Below are 15858 nucleotides of genomic sequence, written 5' to 3' on the forward strand. Positions count from 1 at the left end.
TGCGCACGCCCCGGAATGACGGCGAGAGTTACGCAACGATCTTCGCCAACACCGCCATCAGCGCCTCCGGCGCCGTCACATTCGGCGCGTGGCTGGCGTCGAGCTCGACATAGCGCCAGCCATCCTCGTTCTTCGTCCGCTGCGCGAATTGCCCGAACACGTCGCCCGGCGGAATGCGCGTACAATAGATGTAGCTGCGCGGCACTTTCGCCTCGCCGTGCGCGAGCCTCAAGCGCGCCTCGAAGCACTTGATCGGCATCGGCACGCGGCGGGCATTGAGCCAGTCGAGATCGGCCTGCGGCGTATCAGGCGGCGGCGGGTTCGGCGGGATGCGATAGCCGTCGCCCGAGCTTACTGCCTTGCGCATCGGCTCGCGCCCGCCCTCGTTGAGATCGAACAGCGACTGGCCGTCACGCGGCACGAAGGCGTCGAGATAGATCAGCTGCGTCACGCGCTCGCGCGCGCGGTCGGCGACACCGGTCGCGACCATGCCGCCATAGCTGTGGCCGAGCAGAACGATGTCGCTCAAATCCTCGAAGGCGATGACGTTGAGGATGTCCTGGATATGGGTCTCCAGATCGATCGAAGGGCTTGCCAGATGCGCGCGCTCGCCGAGCCCCGTATAGGTCGGCGCCACCAGGCGGTGGCCGGCCTGCGCCATCAGCGGATGCATCTTCTTCCAGGCCCATCCGCCGGACCACGCGCCATGACAGAGCAGGAAAGTCTTCGCGCGCGTCGCCATCAGCGTTTCCATCGTTCTCGTTGATGCGATGGAGTGTAGCGGCCGGCCGCGCCATGTAAATGCCGGCTCTCAGGGCGTGATCCGGAAAAGTGTGCAGCGGCCTTCCGAAAAGATCAGGCTCAAACAATACCTAGAGCGCGATGACGATCCTGACCTCATCGCGCTTCAGGCCGCCCGCGTATCCGCCTTCACCAGCACCGGCGCAAGCTCATCGGCCTCACGCCGCAGCTTGCTCGCCTCGAAACCGTGCATGCCGAGCTGCCATTGCAGCCCGACGATGGCGCCCTTGGTCGGTTGCAGCAATGCGAGCGACGCGAACAGCGTCACCGGCAGCCACACTGCGAGCTGCAACCATTCCGGCGGTGCGTAGGCAGTCTCGACCGCGAGGATCGCCGGCACCACGAGATGGCCCACCACCACCATCACGAGATAGGCCGGAAAGTCGTCGGCGCGCTGGTGAAACAGCTCTTCGCCACAATGGTCGCAAGTATCAGCCACTTTCAGGAAGCGGCCGAACATGTGCCCTTCCCCGCAATTCGGGCACTTGCCACCGAAGCCGCGCCACATCGCCTTTGCCAGAGAGACCGTCGCCATGACCACACCTCTTCCTTTTCGATGATCCATACAATAGTATCTTGCATCCATACATTCAAAGGATATGGGCCAGCATTGCATGGATTGGATTCCTACAATCTCGGAGCTTTCGGGCCCGCGCTACCAGCGCATCGTCGAGGCCATGGAGGCCGATATCGCCGCCGGCCGGCTGGTGCGGGGCCAGCAATTGCCGACGCAACGCGCACTCGCAAAAGCCCTCGGTATCGACCTCACCACGGTGACGCGCGCCTACACCGAAGCGCGGCGCCGCGGCATCATGGAAGCCCGGGTCGGACAGGGCTCGTTCGTGTCGGAGACCAGCGCGCGCCGCGCAGTCGACCTGCCGCATCCCGTCGCGATCGACCTTTCGATGAACGTGCCGCCGCATCCGCTGGAGGCGCAGCTCGACGAGCGCATCATCGCCGGCATGGAAGCCATCCGCGCGCAATCGGGCCTGACGGCGCATCTCAACTACCAACCGCCCGGCGGCAGCGCGCATGAGCGCGAGGTGGCGGCGCGCTGGATGCGCGCACGCGTTCCGCATGCGCATGCTGACAGGCTGGTGATCTTTCCCGGCGCGCAGACGATCCTGTTCAATTTGCTTGCGCACCTTGCGCGGCCTGGCGATGTCGTGCTGACGGAAGCGCTCACCTTCCCCGGCATCAAGGCCGCCGCCGCACGGCTCGGCGTCAAGCTCGTCGGCGTCGCCATGGACGACGGCGGCATCCTGCCCGATGCGCTGGCAGAGGCTTGCCGCGCGCACCGACCGAAGGCCGTTTATCTCATCCCGACACTGCACAATCCGACGACGGCGACATTGTCCGCCGCACGGCGCGAGGCGATCGCGAAGATCATCGGCGATGCCGATACGAGGCTGATCGAGGACGATGCTTACGGGCTGCTCGACCGCGCGGCATCGCCGATCGCATGTCTCATCCCCCAGCGGGCTTATCTCGCGACCACGCTGTCGAAATGCATCGCGCCGGCGCTGCGCGTCGCCTATCTGCTGGCCCCTGACAACGATGCACAGCAGACGATGCGCAGCCATTTGCAGGCCACGGTGCAGATGCCGGCGCCGCTGATGGTCGCGCTGGTGACGCATTGGATCGAGACCGGCATCGCCGACCGGATCATCGCCGCCATCCGGAACGAGGCGGTCGGCCGCCAGCAGCTCGCACAGCGCGCGCTGAAGGGATTTCAATTCCTGGCCAAGCCCGCCGCGCATCATCTGTGGCTGCGCCTGCCGGAGGGTCGCCCCGACGTCGCGGGGCATCTGCTGCGGAACGGACTGGCCGTCGTTGCCAGCGATGCCTTCTCGGTGAACGGCACACCACCGCATGCGGCGCGGGTGTCGCTGGGCGCGGCGCGCAACCGATCAGAACTGACGGAAGCGCTCCGCATCCTGGTTGGCGCGCTGCACAGGCCCGCCGACGCCAGGCAGATCGTCTGATCAAACTATCGATGACGGCGATGGCGCGAGCGAACGACAGGTGCGGCCGGTGACGGATAGACCTGCGATGCATAAGCATCGCGTGGACTGTTTTGCTGACCGAGCGCCGCGCGCGCCGCAGGCGTGAGCTGGCCGCCATTCAGCACGTCGCGGTCGGGATGGGCAGCCTGATAGGCCGCAGGCTCCGAAAACTGCGCCTGCGCCAAGGTCGGCGTCAAGGCCGCGCCCGACAGGAGTGCGATCGCGACGGCAATGTTCGTGCGGGTCATGGTCATTCTCCATCAGCTCGTTCGGGATTGGCCGATCGGAGCGCACGGTGGCGACGGGCGGGCCCCCAAGGATTGAAGTACGATCGTCATGTAGGCATGTCTTCCGCGAAAGCCCGACATCGCAGATCACGCTTGCGTGCAGCATGGATTGACCTGCACGGCGGCAAGCGTGCTATGCGGGCGACGGCGATCAGCTATTCGGGATCGCCCATCCGACGAGGACAATGGGTTGGAAACGCTCACCTACGCGCTACTGCTGCTCGGCGCCTTGGCCGGGGGCTTCGTCTCGGGGCTGGCCGGATTCGGCACGGCGCTGATGGCGCTCGGCATCTGGCTCTACGTCCTGCCGCCCTCGCTGGCCGTGCCCCTGGTGCTGATCTGCTCGGTGATCGCCCAGACATCGACGCTGCCGTCGATGTGGAAGAGCTTTGACCTGTCGCTGGTGTGGCCGTTCCTGATCGGCGGCTTGATCGGCGTTCCCCTGGGAACGATGATGATCGCCTCGGCCGATCCGAAAGTGTTCAAGCTCAGCGTCGGTGTGCTGATCCTGATCTTTTCGAGCGCGATGTATCTGAACAAGCGGCCGCTCGCGATCAAGTTCGGCGGCCGGATCGCCGACGGTGCGATCGGCTTTGCCGGCGGCATTCTTGGCGGCCTCGCCGGATTGTCCGGGCCGTTGCCGATTTTGTGGGCGAACATCCGCGGCTGGAACAAGCACGAGCGGCGCGGCATCTTCCAGCTCTTCAACTTCACGGTGCTCGCGACCGCACTGGCGCTGCAGACCGCATCGGGTCTCGTCGAGCTCAAAGTGGTCTGGCTCGCGCTGGTCGCCTTTCCGGGCACGCTGATCGGAGCATGGGCCGGCGCGCGGGTCTATCACGCCCTCAACGACAAGCATTTCGGCGATGTCGTGCTCGGCCTGTTGTTCCTGTCGGGCCTCACCCTCGTCTGGAACAGTATTGGCGCGCTCTAGCTCTGCAGTCGCTTCGCGGCCAGCGTCATGCTCCCCGGCCCGGGGCCGGGGGCATGAACAAGCTGTCGCTACGCAGGCTCGCGGACGAGTGGCGCGACGGGTTTGGGACTCTCCTGCTCCGGCGCCCTCTCCTTCGGGGGCAATGCAAGGCGCGTCCTGAACTCGCGGTGCAGCAGCCACACGCTCAGCGCGGCCTGAAGCGTCGTTGTCACGATCGACAAATACCAGACGTGCTCCATCCGGAAGCCCGGCCACGTCGAGAGCCAGATCGACGGCAGGGAATAGGTGAGGACCCGCATTGCCGAGGTCACCAGCACGGGCTTGGTGTTGCCGAGGCCCTGGAACATGCTGGACGTGGTGAAGATCAGCCCCTGCGCCACCATGTTGAAAGAGACGATGCGCAGGAAGAGCGACGCAACCGCCATCGTTTCCTGATCACTCGAGAAGCCGGCAAGCAACAGACCTGGCGCGACTTGCGCGAGGAACAGAAAGACAATCATCACGGCGGTCGCGACAAGCGCCGCCTTGACAAAGGTCTCCCGCACGCGCGCGCCATTGCCGGCGCCGAAGTTCTGGCCGGCGATGGGCCCCGCAGCCAGCGCAATGGCGAGCGCAGGCATCTGGATCAGGCCGAGGAGACGCGTGCCGATACCAAATCCGGCCTGCGCCGCCGGGCCGAAAACGCTCAGCACATAATAGCCCACGCCCATGATGATGAAGACCATCACGAACTCGCCGCCAGCGGGCAGGCCGACATTGAGGATTCTCTTCCACTGCGGAAGCTGGGGCCGCCATTGCGCAGGATGAAAAGCGACGTAGCGCTCCAACCTCAGGAAATACGCGAGCAGCATCAGCACACCGACGAACACGGCGATCGAGCTTGCGAGGCCTGCCCCGGCGACACCGAGCGGATACCCGGTGCCCCAGCCCGAGATCAGGACCGGCGCCAGCGCAATGTTGATGCCCACCGCGAGCGCCTGCACCAGCATGCTCGGCCGCACGATGCCGGTCGCCCGCAATGCGGACGCCATCACTTGCGTCGCGAATTGCAGCGCCAGCGCCGGCATGAACCAGAGCAGATAGACGGTGCCGGCTTCGACCGTCGCCTCGTCGGCCGCGACCGCACGCATATAGGGACGCGACAGCGCGAAACCCGCAACCAGGGTCAGCAGCCCGAACAGCACCGACAGGACGACCGACTGGTTGAACACCAGATTGGCATCGCCACGGTCCTTGCGGCCCACGGCATGCGCCATCAACGCAACCGTGCCGACGCCGAGCACCTGCATCAGCGCGTTGACGAGAAATCCGGCATTGCCGGCCGCGGCGACGCCGGCGATCGCGGCCTCGCCCAGGCTCGAGACGAAGTAGAGGTCGACGAGCTGGCAGATCATGATCGTGATCATGCCAACCACGATCGGTGGCGCCATGCTCAGGATATGGCCCACAATGGAGCCGTGCGTCAGGTCTTTCATGTCAGTCCATCCCTGCCCTAATCCTTCGCAGCTCGCGGACGGTCTCCTCCGTCCGCAGGCTGCGCCTCATTCCGCCGCTGCGATATGCCCGAGCTCCACCACCTGGCGCTCGAACAGACCGCGATAGATGCCCTCTCGCTTGCCCGCGAGCATGGCATGCGTGCCCTGCTCGACGATCTCGCCGCGGTCGAACACCAGGATGCGATCGAGGCTCTTCACCGTCGACAGGCGGTGCGCGATCACGATCGAGGTGCGGCCCTTCATCAGCCGCTCCATCGCCTGCTGGATCAGCGCTTCCGATTCCGAATCGAGGCTCGAGGTCGCCTCGTCCAGGATCAGCACCGGCGCATCCGCCAGGAACGCGCGCGCCAGCGCAACGCGCTGCCGCTCGCCGCCGGACAGCTTCACGCCGCGTTCGCCGACGAGCGTGCCGTAGCCCTTCGGCAGGCGCAGGATGAAGTCGTGCGCATTCGCGAGCCGCGCCGCCTGCTCGATCGCCTCGAGGCTGGCACCCGGCCGGCCATAGGCGATGTTCTCGGCCAGCGAGCGGTGGAACAGGATCGGCTCCTGCTGCACGATCGCGATCTGGCTGCGCAGCGAGTGCTGCGTGGCCAGCGCGATGTCCTGCCCGTCGATCAGCACACGGCCATTGGTGACGTCGTAGAGCCGCTGCACCAGCTTGGCGAAGGTCGTCTTGCCGGAGCCGGAGCGGCCGACGAGGCCAACCCGCTCGCCGGCGCGGATCGTCAGCGACAGCCCGTCATACAGCGGCGCGCGATGGCCGCCATAATGGAACGTGACGTCGTCGAACGCGATCTCGCCGCCCTCGATGACAATCGGTCGCGCATCGGGGGCATCGGCAATGCCGATCGGCTCGTCGTGAATTGCGACCAGTTCGTCCATGTCGTTGACCGAGCGCTGGAGGTTGTTGATGTGCATGCCGACGTCGCGCAAGTATGCGTGGATGACGTAGTAGCTCGTCAGCACATAGGTGACGTCGCCGGGCGAGGCGTGACCCGACATCCACAGCATCACCGATCCGCCGATCACGGACGCGCGCAGGCACAGCAGCAAGGAGAGCTGCGACATCGCCGTGTAATTGTAGCGATACCAGGTCCGCCGCACGCGCACGCGCCAGCGGTCGATGACGCGGGCGAGCCGCGCGTCCTCCCGGCCTTCGGCGCCAAACGACTTGACCACGGCGTTGCAGGTCAGTGCGTCCGCCAGCGTGCCGCCGACCTTGGTGTCCCAGGCATTGGAGACGCGCGCGGCCGGCGCGATGTAGCGGGTCGAGAACACCACCGTGATAGTGACGTAGACGATCGCCCCGATGGCGATCACGAGGCCGAGCGAGGCCCAATGCACGCCGATCAGGATCATCGAGCCGACCAGCACCAGCAGCGAGGGCGCCAGCGCCATCAGGATGGTGTCGTTGAGCAGGTCGAGCGCCCACATGCCGCGGGTGATCTTGCGCACCGTGGAGCCGGCAAAGGAGTTCGCGTGCCAGTCGGTCGAGAAGCGCTGCACGCGCGTGAACGCATCCTGCGCGACGTCGGACATGATCTTCAGCGTGAACGGCACGATGGCCTGAAGGCCGACGAGCCGCAGCACCATCGAAGCCGCGCCCAACGCCACGATGGCGCCGAATGCCACCAGCGCCGCGTGGCGCGCATCGGGATCGGACGGGCCGCGCGTCAGCGCGTCGACCAGATGCCCCGAAAACACCGGCATGAACAGGTCGGCGATGGTCGCACCAAGGAGGCCGCCTGCCACGACGAGGCCGCGCCCCGGCTGCTTCAGCCAGTGCCGGAATACGAAGGGCAGCACCACGCGAATCGCGGCGGGCTTTTTTGACAGAGCGGTCATGACATCATCCGGCCGCATCCGCGGGCCGGCTCCATCGATGGACGCAAGGCCGGCCGCAAGGGCCGAGACGCGTCACTTAAAACTGACTTTGACTTGGGAAGCGGAGCGATCGGGACGCTTGGTCGAAAACTTGGCCCAATCGAAGCTGGCGGAAGAGGCCTCTAACAGGCCGCGTACATACCGAGCCAGGATGTCATCGAGGTCATCATCGAGCGCGGGCGTACGATCTGCGAATGCGACGAATTCATGCAAATCTCTCCCCGGTTCGATTGAATGAGGTGCGCTTTATAGATGTGCCGCTTGCGATTTGCAACGGGCCCCGCGCGAGTTCACGAACGAGTGTTGCAATTTGGTGCGACGGGCCACGCTGCGCCGTGGTGTGCATTGCCATGGCGCGCTCGGCCGCGGCGCCAATCTCCGCCGTCATGCCCCGGCTTGACCGGGGCATCCAGTACGCCGCAGCTTCTCCGTAAATCACTGACGTCGCTGGAAGACTGGGTCGCCAGGTCTAGCCGGGATACCGAATGTGTGGCGCCTAATGCGCGTCACCGCCGCCCGTCATCGCGGCCGGCTTGTTCAGCAGCGCGACCAGCAGGCTGAGGCCGAGATAGAACACCGTCAGCAAGAAGAAGGCGTCGCCGAAGCTCATCACCACGGCCTGGCGGTGCACCAGCTGGGAGAGCTGCTTCATCGCCATCAGCGTGGAATCGCCGAGCCCCTGGAACTTCTGCATGAACATGGTCAGGGTTTCGGTCGCGCTCGCGTTGCCCCAGGTCACGCGCTCCTGGAGGCGCGTGATGTGCAGATCGGTGCGGTCGTTGAGCACGGTGTTGATGACGGCGAGCCCGACCGCGCCGCCGAGATTGCGCATCAGGTTGAACAGGCCGCTCGCGTTCTTCACCCTGTCGGGCGCCAGCGTGCCGAGCGCGATGTTGTTGGTCGGCACCATCGCGAACATCATGCCGATGCCGCGCAGGATCTGCGGCACGAGCAGCTCGTAGAAATCGTAGTCGCGCGTGATCCAGGTCATCTGGTAGGAGCCGATCGCGAACACGATGAGGCCGAATGCGATCATGTAGCGCATGTCGAACTTCAACATGAGGCGGCCGACCAGCGGCGCGACCAGGAACATGGTGATACCCGAGACGAACATGGTCTCGCCGATCATCAGCGCGCTGTAGCCGCGCACCTCGGCGAGATAGCGCGGATAGATGTAGGTCAGGCCGTAGAGGCCGATGCCGATGCAGAACTGCAAAAGGCAGCCGATCGCGAAATTGCGGTTGGAGAAGGTGCGCAGATTGACGATCGGCTCGGCCGCGGTGAAGACGCGCCAGAAAAAAGCGATCGCCGAGATCACGCAGATCCAGGCGCAGACCGCCACGGAGGTATCTTGCATCCATTCATATTGCGGGCCTTCCTCCAGCACATATTCCAGCGTGCCGAGGAAGCCGGCCATGAACAAGAGGCCCCACCAGTCGAAACGGTCGAGCAGCTCGAAATGCGGCTCGTCGAAATCGACCAGCGCCAGAACGCCCAGGGTGATGCCGATGCCGGGCAGCACGTTGATGAAGAACAGCCAGTGCCACGACATCAGGTCGGTGATGTAGCCGCCGACGGTCGGGCCGATGGTCGGGGCCAGCGTTGCGACGAGGCCGATGATGGGACCGACGATGTGGAATTTCGTGCGCGGGAACACGGTATAGGCCGAGGCGAACACCGTCGGGATCATGCCGGCGCCGAGGAAGCCTTGCAGCGCGCGCCAGAGGATCATCTCCTCGATTGTCGAGGCAAAGCCGCAGAGCAGGCTCGATGCGGTGAAGCCCGCCGCCGAGATTGCGAACAGCAGCCGCGTGCCGAAGGCGCGCGACAGAAAGCCGGACAGCGGGATCGCGATGACCTCGGCGATCAGATAGGCGGTCTGGACCCACGAGACCTCGCTGGAACTCGCGGACAATCCGGCCTGGATCTCGTTGAGGGACGCCGAGACAATCTGGATGTCCAGGATCGACATGAACATCCCGAACACCATGATGATGAAGGCGAACAGCCGCTTCGGCGCGATGCGCTCAGAAGCGGGATCCGCCATCATGGCAGGTGAAGCTGTGGTGGCGTCGGCCATCGTCCGACCTCGCAGCGCTCGGGTTGGCTACTGCGGATGGATCGCGGGATCGTCGAGATCGACCTCGCTGTCGGCATCGGCGGCGCCCTTGTTGGTGTCGACGGTCGCGTAGACCGACATGCCGGCGCGAAGCAGATTCTGCTTCGCCACCGATTTCGGCACGCGGATGCGGACCGGCACGCGCTGCACGATCTTGGTGAAATTGCCGGTGGCATTGTCGGGCGGCAGCAGCGTAAACACCGAGCCCGAGCCCGCCGCGATGCTGTCGACGACGCCCGCGAATTTGCGCATGCCGTAGGCGTCGACCTTGATCGTCACCGGCTGGCCGGGACGGATGCGCTTGAGCTGCGTTTCCTTGAAATTGGCGTCGATATAGACGTCGTCGAGCGGCACGATGTTGCCGAGGCGCTGGCCGACCGCAACGAAGTCGCCGGTGTTGACCAGTCGATTCGAGAACGTGCCGTTGACCGGCGCACGCACCGCGGTGAAGCCGAGGTCGCGCTCGGCCTTGGCGAGCGTGGTCTTGAGCTCGGCGAGCTGCGCCTGCGCTTCGGCCTGCTGTGCCTTGGCGACGTCGACATTGCTGATCGCGACGTCGTAGGCGGCCTGCGCGGCCTTCACCGCGGCGGCGCCCTGGTCGCGTCCGGCTTCCGAGCTCTCGAACACCGCGCGCGAGGCAAAGCCCTTGTTGCTCAGCGCCTGCTGACGCTCGTAATCGAGGTCGGCGCGCTTGAGGCCGGCTTCAGCCGAGACGAGTTGCGCCTTGGCCTGCGCGACCTGGCTGTCGAGCGCTGCGACCTGGCGGCCGATGCGGTCGATGGTGGCCTGCTGGGTCGCGATCCTGGTCGCGGCGGCATCGACCGCGATCCTGTAGTCGCCCTCGTCGATGCGGAAGACCACGTCGCCGGCGCGCACCGGCGTGTTGTCGCCGGCGAGGATCGAAGAGATGTGGCCGGCGACGCGCGCACCGAGCATCGTGTTGTTGGCGCGGACATAGGCGTCATCGGTGGAAATGTAGAAGCGGCCGACCAGCGTGTAGTAGCCGGCATAGCTCGCGGCGGCGAGCGCGAGCACGACGCCGACGCCCATCAGGACGAATTTTCGCTTGCCGGTTTTCGGCGCGCCGGCGGCGGGCGCGGCCGGCGCAGGTGCGGCGGGCTTGTCGGTCACGGGCTTCTCCGGCGCCTCGCCGATGCGGAGCTTGGTTTCGTCGGCCACGTGGGCGCGCAACGGCTCGGCACGGGGTGCGGATGTCTCGGACCCAGCATCGCTGCCCGCCTGCTCCGCCGCTTCCGGGCGAAGCGCGCGCGCAGCCTGGTCTCTCGATACGGCCATAAAGGCCTCCCAAAAATATATGCGACCGGGCCCGACCGTCCTTGCGGCCGGTTCCCTCGCTCGTCAAATATCATTGACCGAACGGTTCGGTCAATCTAGATAATATTCCCGGTTGGACCCTACTGGCCCGAATCCTTTATTTGGGTTTCATAGGTCAACATCCCGGCCAGAAACCTTCCGAGACCCTAAACCAATGGTTGTAGCTGCCAGCGAACGCCTGCACGTCGTCCAGGAAGAGGACAGCACCAAGCGGCGCCAGATCCTGGACGGGGCCCGCAAGGTGTTCATGGCGCTCGGCTTCGACGGCGCCAGCATGGGCGAGATCGCGCGCGCGGCGCAGGTCTCCAAGGGCACGCTCTACGTCTATTTCGCCGACAAATGCGCGCTGTTCGAAGCCATCCTCGAAGAGGAAGCGCTCGAGCATGGCCAGGTCGTGTTCAATTTCGATCCCGCGCGCGATGCCGAAACCACGCTGAAGGAGTTCGGCCGGGCCTACCTCCATCTGCTCTGCCGGCCCGGCGGCGGATCGGCGATCCGGACCGTGATGGCGATCGCCGAGCGCATGCCCGATGTCGGCCGCCGTTACTATGCACGGGTGCTGGACAAGACCATCAACCGCCTCTCCGAATATCTCAGGGTCCATGTCGCCGCCGGCGATCTCATGATCGACGATTGCGATCTTGCGGCCTCGCAATTCATGGAACTCTGCAAGGCCTCACTCTTCCTGCCCTTCGTCTTCCAGGCCGCGCCCGCGCCCTCGGACGAGCGAATGACCGAAGTGATCGACAGCGCGACGCGGATGTTCCTGGCGGCATACCAGGCGAAGTGACGACCAGCAGGCCGCGCGTTGCGAAGCCCGGCACCGCCACTCTATATTGCGGCCATGTCTCGTGATCTTCGTCCGCCGGTCGACATCCTCCATTATGAGATCGTCCAGGAACAGGCCTCGGCGCTTGGGCGGATGGGCCGCGCGCTCGAACAGACGCTGGCGCGCCTGCGCGAATTCGACGCCGCCTACGCGCACGCGGAGATACCGGCCTCGCTGCAGCCGGCGCGGCGCAAGCTGGTCGCGGAAGCCGGCCAGGCGCTCTGGATGTTCGTGGTGCAGCGTGAGGCAACCGGCTTGCGCGACAGCCGCCATATCATGCGGACCTACAACGTCCCGGCCGAGGTGCAGCGGTGCATGGGGCTGGCCCCTGCGCCATCGCGGCCGACCTCGTAAAACGTAGCCCGCATCAGCGCGGCGCGCGGGAGACTGCCCCGGATGTCGCTGCGCTCATCCGGGCTACCAGGGAGGCCAGCCGCCCCTATTCGTCGACGTAGTCGTCTTCGTCGCGCTTGTGTGCGGCGCTCTTGCGTGCACCGAGCGAACCGGTGACGGAGGCATCGCGCGCGTTGGCATAGGGGCTGCGCGATTGCGCACGCGCGGCGACCGCCTCGCCGGAGGCGGCGGCCGGCTGGCAGATCAGGCGACGGCTGGCGCGGCGCATCAGGTCGACGTGGATGTGATCGTAGTGAAAGACGTTGGAGCCCGGCGCGAGCACGGTCGTGAAATGCGCGCAGGCACCCGCCTGCACGTCGCGCAGGAAGCCCTGCTCCTCCGGCACCCCGCGCCAGCCGTCCTTCACGGTGACGCGGCGGCCGTCGGCCAGCACGAAGGCGGAGATGTCGAGCGCATTGCCGAAGGCGTGCTCGGAAATGTGGGCGCGCGAGTTGCCGTTCATGCCGCGGCAGGAATAGGCCGAGATCTGCTTGATCTCGGCGACGCGCACCCCGAACCAGCGCATGGCCGAGGGCTGCACGGTATCGGCGAGCCAACGGTCGAGCTCGGACACGATCGGACAGGCGAGTGTCGCGGTCGGCTTGATCGCAACGGGGCCGACCGCGGTGACGGGATTGCCCTGCGCCGGGCCAAGACGCGGCAGCGGCTGCTGCGCGGGCGCCTGCGAGTAAGGTGCCGGACCTGCAGGCCGCGCCGGATAGCTCGGTGCATTCATGTAGCGCGAGGCGCCCGCGGCATCGGTGCCCTCGGGTGGCAGATCGATCTCGTCTTCCTGCGGCGCCACGCCGGGCGCGTTCAGCGACATCGGCCCCGACGAGGCCCCATAGCCGGACGGCTGGCGTAACGCGCTCTCGGGGTAATTCGACCGTTGCGGATAGGAGGATGCCGGATAGTTCTGGCCCTGCGGGTAATTCGATCGTGGCTGCGTCACCGGCCAGCGCGGCTGGTTGCCGATGCTGCCGGGCGGACGCAATGGCTCGTCGGCAAAGCCATAGGTGCTCGAGGCCTCGCCGATAGCGGCGACCTTGAGTGGAAATTCGGCGCCGCATTGGCCGGGGCCGGAAATCGGGTCGATGCGGACGATGTCCGCACCCTCCTTGACCGCCCCCGATTTCAGGCACGCCGCTTCCGCCTCGGCTCGCCATGGTTCGCGTTCGGCCTGGAAGAAGCCGCGCCCGCAACCCGCTAGCGAAACAAGGACGATGGAGCCGACGAGATACAAACGAACTCCGCGCGTCATGCACGCACGTTCGGTGAATTTACTTAAAGACTCTTCAACATGTCGATTTCAGTTTCCCTTAACCATGGCGGCTCGCGCGCGCTAAAGCGCTGCCAGTTCCGAGCGGCAGGAAGGCTGACTTTTTCGGGCAGCGACTTTCTGTTAACCATAAAGCGCTCGCGCGGGGCGGCGCGACAGCGGGAGCGACCTCATGACGTTCGCCGGGACACTGAGCGTTATCACCGCGTACCTCGCCATCGCCTTCGTCGGCGCCATCGTGCTCGGCATGATCTAGAAGCGCATCAAACGCATCGAAGGCGGTCCCCTTCTTCCTTCTCCCCTTGCGGGAGAAGGTGGCGCGAAGCGCCGGATGAGGGGTTGCTTCAGCGAATTCAAATGCAAGAGGATTGCTCGCGGAGAGAGACCCCTCACCCGCCGAGCTTCGCTCGGCACCCTCTCCCGCAAGGGGAGAGAGGAAAACGCGCGCACTTACGACCGCGCGCTCCATTGCCGCGACGTCGTGATCACCTGCCCCCGCTGCTCCTCGACGCGCGTCCAGTCGTTGCCGGAGCAAAAGAAATGGCCGATCGCGCAGGCTTCGACGTGTAGCTTGCCGGAGCTCTTCAGCGTCATCGTCGCGTGATAGGTGTTGCCGCTGAGGCGGCTGTAGATGCTGCCGGCCCAGACGTCATGTGATTTCGGCTTCATGTTGACGAGCACGCTCTCGCCACGGTTTGAGGCCTCGGTCAGTACGTAACCGCACAATGCGGGTCCGCAGCGCTCGATGCGAACCGTGCCGTTGGCCCCGTTGCTCTCCCATTCGCCGAGTGGCGTAGAGGCCGGCTCGTCTGAGCTGTGCGATCGTCATGCCTTGCTTCGGAGCGAGGACCGGCGGCTCCAAGCGCGATGGATCGAGCGCAACATTCGTCGCCGGACCTGTGCGCGGCAGATCAACCCGCGGCGGATTGGGGCTCAGCGTCTCAGGCCTTGCCATCTCCAATCTTGGCGCCGGCGGCGGCGCGACGGGCTGCGAAGTCGTCGCGGCAAGGACGGGCCGCGGCGGTGGCGGCACGGCCGCGGTCGCTTGTGGCGGCCGGACCGGCGCCTCGGGACAAACCGGCCGCGGCGCCTGGACGACCGGCGCGGACGGGCGTTGCGAGGCCGGTGCCGTGCCGGGATCTTCCATCGGGCGGAGGCTGCGACTGGATACCGAGACGCAGGAAGCCGACCGGCAATTGCGCGGGGCTTCGACGTGGAAGCGGTGGCCGCCGATCGAGAAGGAATAGGAGCCGGCCTCGGCTGCAGGCGCCATCGCCATCAGAGCGATCAATGTCCCAAGCGAAGTCACCAGCCGCTTCATCGACGCCCCTCCTCGTGTCGCTGCGAGATTATCCGGATGGAGGATGACCGAATGTGCGCGGGCTCACGCAGGCGGCCGCGACCGTTGTGACGTCTATCACAGAAGGCAGGGCGGCTCCGGCGTAGGGTCGAGCCACGTTTCATCCACCAGCGACGTCAGTCCAGATCCGGACCAGGCCATTTCGGAGGTTGTCATGAACAAGCTCACCATCGCCGCCACCGCGCTCTTGCTCGCATCCACCGCCGCCGCGCACGCCGGCAACACGATCTCGTTCCAGATCGAAGGCCAGCAGATCCGCATCGAGACGCCGCGCAACTGCGCCTCGCTCAATTGCGTGACCATCGTCGCGCCGGGCCTGTCGGACAAGCCGATCAAGCTGAACAACATCAACCTCAAGGGCCTCGGCGGCTCCAAGGACGATGACGTCGAACCCGCGCCGGCTCCGGCGGCCACGACGGCGCAGCCTGCACCGGCTCCGGTGCAGCAGCAGCCCGCGCCGCAGGCGCCGGTGCAAGCGACCGCGCCGGCGGTGACGGCGCCCTCGGCTCCCGCCCCGTCCGCCAGCTTCGACAACACGCAGCCCGCACCCGTCGCCGCGCCTGCTCCCGTTGCTGCTGCTCCCGCGCCGGCCCCGGCTCCGGTTGCCGCCGCGCCCGTTGCGGCTGCGAACTCGCCGATCGGCGTGTGGGCGACCGAAGAGAACAAGGGCAACGTCCGGGTCGAGCAGTGCGGTGCCAATCTCTGCGGTTACGCCGAGAAGACCAACGAGCGCGTCCTGATCAACATGAAGCCCGAGGGCTCGAAGTGGAGCGGCCGCATTCGCGATCCCAACTCCGGCCGCAATTACGACTCGACCATCGCGATGAAGGGCCCGAATGCGATGCGCGTGCAAGGCTGCGCCTTCGGCGGCATGTTCTGCGGCGGTCAGACCTGGAAGCGCGTGAGCTGACGCGCGGAGCGCGTCATCCCGGGGCGATGCGCAGCATCGAACCCGGGATCTCGAGCCACACGCTTGCGCTAGCACTTCGTCATTCCGGGTTCGCGACTTCGTCGCGCCCCGGAATGACGAACAAGAATGGAGCGCCACGTCCCTGCAACCAAGAAGTGGCGTTTGAACGTTCGCCCCGCCCTTGCGACAGGTGTTCATCCACCATTCAGCTGTCCCCGGCTGAAA

At 65.8% G+C, this 15858-nt stretch carries 15 protein-coding genes; 6 read left to right on the forward strand and 9 right to left on the reverse strand.

The features are described from left to right. Nucleotides 1-28: 28 nt before the first annotated feature. Nucleotides 29-742 carry an alpha/beta fold hydrolase gene (locus HAP40_RS30480; RefSeq protein ID WP_166814291.1) on the reverse strand — a complete coding sequence of 238 codons (714 nt, stop codon included), beginning with the start codon at nt 740-742 and terminating at the stop codon, nt 29-31. 165 nt (nt 743-907) lie between these two features. Then, a complete protein-coding gene (locus tag HAP40_RS30485) occupies nt 908-1336 on the reverse strand; it encodes a DUF983 domain-containing protein (RefSeq protein ID WP_166814289.1) in 429 nt (142 codons plus the stop codon). A 79-nt stretch (nt 1337-1415) separates the two neighbouring features. Between HAP40_RS30485 and HAP40_RS30490 the strand changes: the two genes are divergently transcribed. Further along, on the forward strand, nt 1416-2786 hold the full coding sequence (locus HAP40_RS30490) for a PLP-dependent aminotransferase family protein (protein WP_166814287.1): 1371 nt from the start codon (nt 1416-1418) through the stop codon (nt 2784-2786). Nucleotides 2787-2791: 5 nt separating this feature from the next. Here the strand turns inward: HAP40_RS30490 and HAP40_RS30495 are convergent, their stop codons facing one another. Beyond that, nucleotides 2792-3055, reverse strand: coding sequence for a hypothetical protein (locus tag HAP40_RS30495; protein WP_166814285.1), 264 nt, complete (start codon nt 3053-3055; stop codon nt 2792-2794). A 229-nt stretch (nt 3056-3284) separates the two neighbouring features. On the opposite strand from HAP40_RS30495, the gene HAP40_RS30500 reads away from it, so the two are divergent. After that, a complete protein-coding gene (locus tag HAP40_RS30500) occupies nt 3285-4028 on the forward strand; it encodes a sulfite exporter TauE/SafE family protein (protein ID WP_166814283.1) in 744 nt (247 codons plus the stop codon). Between the two features lie 68 nt (nt 4029-4096). On the opposite strand, the gene HAP40_RS30505 is transcribed toward HAP40_RS30500, so the two are convergent. The 4 genes from HAP40_RS30505 to HAP40_RS30520 all read right to left on the reverse strand — a co-directional run bounded on the left by HAP40_RS30505 (nt 4097) and on the right by HAP40_RS30520 (nt 10823). Continuing rightward, nucleotides 4097-5503, reverse strand: a complete 1407-nt coding sequence (locus HAP40_RS30505; protein WP_166814281.1) for an MATE family efflux transporter — start codon at nt 5501-5503, stop codon at nt 4097-4099. Between the two features lie 66 nt (nt 5504-5569). Then, nucleotides 5570-7369 carry an ABC transporter ATP-binding protein gene (locus tag HAP40_RS30510; protein WP_166814279.1) on the reverse strand — a complete coding sequence of 600 codons (1800 nt, stop codon included), beginning with the start codon at nt 7367-7369 and terminating at the stop codon, nt 5570-5572. A 535-nt stretch (nt 7370-7904) separates the two neighbouring features. Further along, the gene (locus HAP40_RS30515; RefSeq protein ID WP_166814277.1) at nt 7905-9488 is read right to left on the reverse strand and encodes a DHA2 family efflux MFS transporter permease subunit; all 1584 of its coding nucleotides are present in this window, start codon (nt 9486-9488) and stop codon (nt 7905-7907) included. Nucleotides 9489-9515: 27 nt separating this feature from the next. Further along, on the reverse strand, nt 9516-10823 hold the full coding sequence (locus tag HAP40_RS30520; protein ID WP_166814275.1) for an HlyD family secretion protein: 1308 nt from the start codon (nt 10821-10823) through the stop codon (nt 9516-9518). Nucleotides 10824-11016: 193 nt separating this feature from the next. Here HAP40_RS30520 and HAP40_RS30525 point away from each other — a divergent pair, with 193 nt between their 5' ends. Both HAP40_RS30525 and HAP40_RS30530 read left to right on the forward strand, forming a co-directional pair. Beyond that, nucleotides 11017-11652: a TetR/AcrR family transcriptional regulator gene (locus tag HAP40_RS30525; protein WP_166814273.1), complete on the forward strand. Its 636-nt coding sequence runs from the start codon at nt 11017-11019 to the stop codon at nt 11650-11652. A 54-nt stretch (nt 11653-11706) separates the two neighbouring features. Continuing rightward, a complete protein-coding gene (locus tag HAP40_RS30530; RefSeq protein WP_166814271.1) occupies nt 11707-12045 on the forward strand; it encodes a DUF6665 family protein in 339 nt (112 codons plus the stop codon). Nucleotides 12046-12130: 85 nt separating this feature from the next. Here HAP40_RS30530 and HAP40_RS30535 read toward each other — a convergent pair whose 3' ends face one another. Beyond that, nucleotides 12131-13345: an extensin family protein gene (locus HAP40_RS30535; RefSeq protein WP_166814269.1), complete on the reverse strand. Its 1215-nt coding sequence runs from the start codon at nt 13343-13345 to the stop codon at nt 12131-12133. Nucleotides 13346-13813: 468 nt separating this feature from the next. Next, complete coding sequence (locus tag HAP40_RS30540) at nt 13814-14089, reverse strand: DUF2147 domain-containing protein (protein ID WP_246741242.1); 276 nt, start codon at nt 14087-14089, stop codon at nt 13814-13816. A 200-nt stretch (nt 14090-14289) separates the two neighbouring features. On the opposite strand from HAP40_RS30540, the gene HAP40_RS30545 reads away from it, so the two are divergent. Continuing rightward, nucleotides 14290-14610: a hypothetical protein gene (locus HAP40_RS30545; protein WP_246741241.1), complete on the forward strand. Its 321-nt coding sequence runs from the start codon at nt 14290-14292 to the stop codon at nt 14608-14610. A 267-nt stretch (nt 14611-14877) separates the two neighbouring features. Further along, nucleotides 14878-15633 (forward strand): DUF2147 domain-containing protein, encoded by a 756-nt coding sequence (locus tag HAP40_RS30550; RefSeq protein ID WP_166814267.1) that lies wholly within the window; start codon nt 14878-14880, stop codon nt 15631-15633. Nucleotides 15634-15858: the final 225 nt, after the last annotated feature.

The organism is Bradyrhizobium sp. 1(2017) (genome assembly GCF_011602485.2).
Taxonomy (GTDB): Bacteria; Pseudomonadota; Alphaproteobacteria; order Rhizobiales; family Xanthobacteraceae; genus Bradyrhizobium.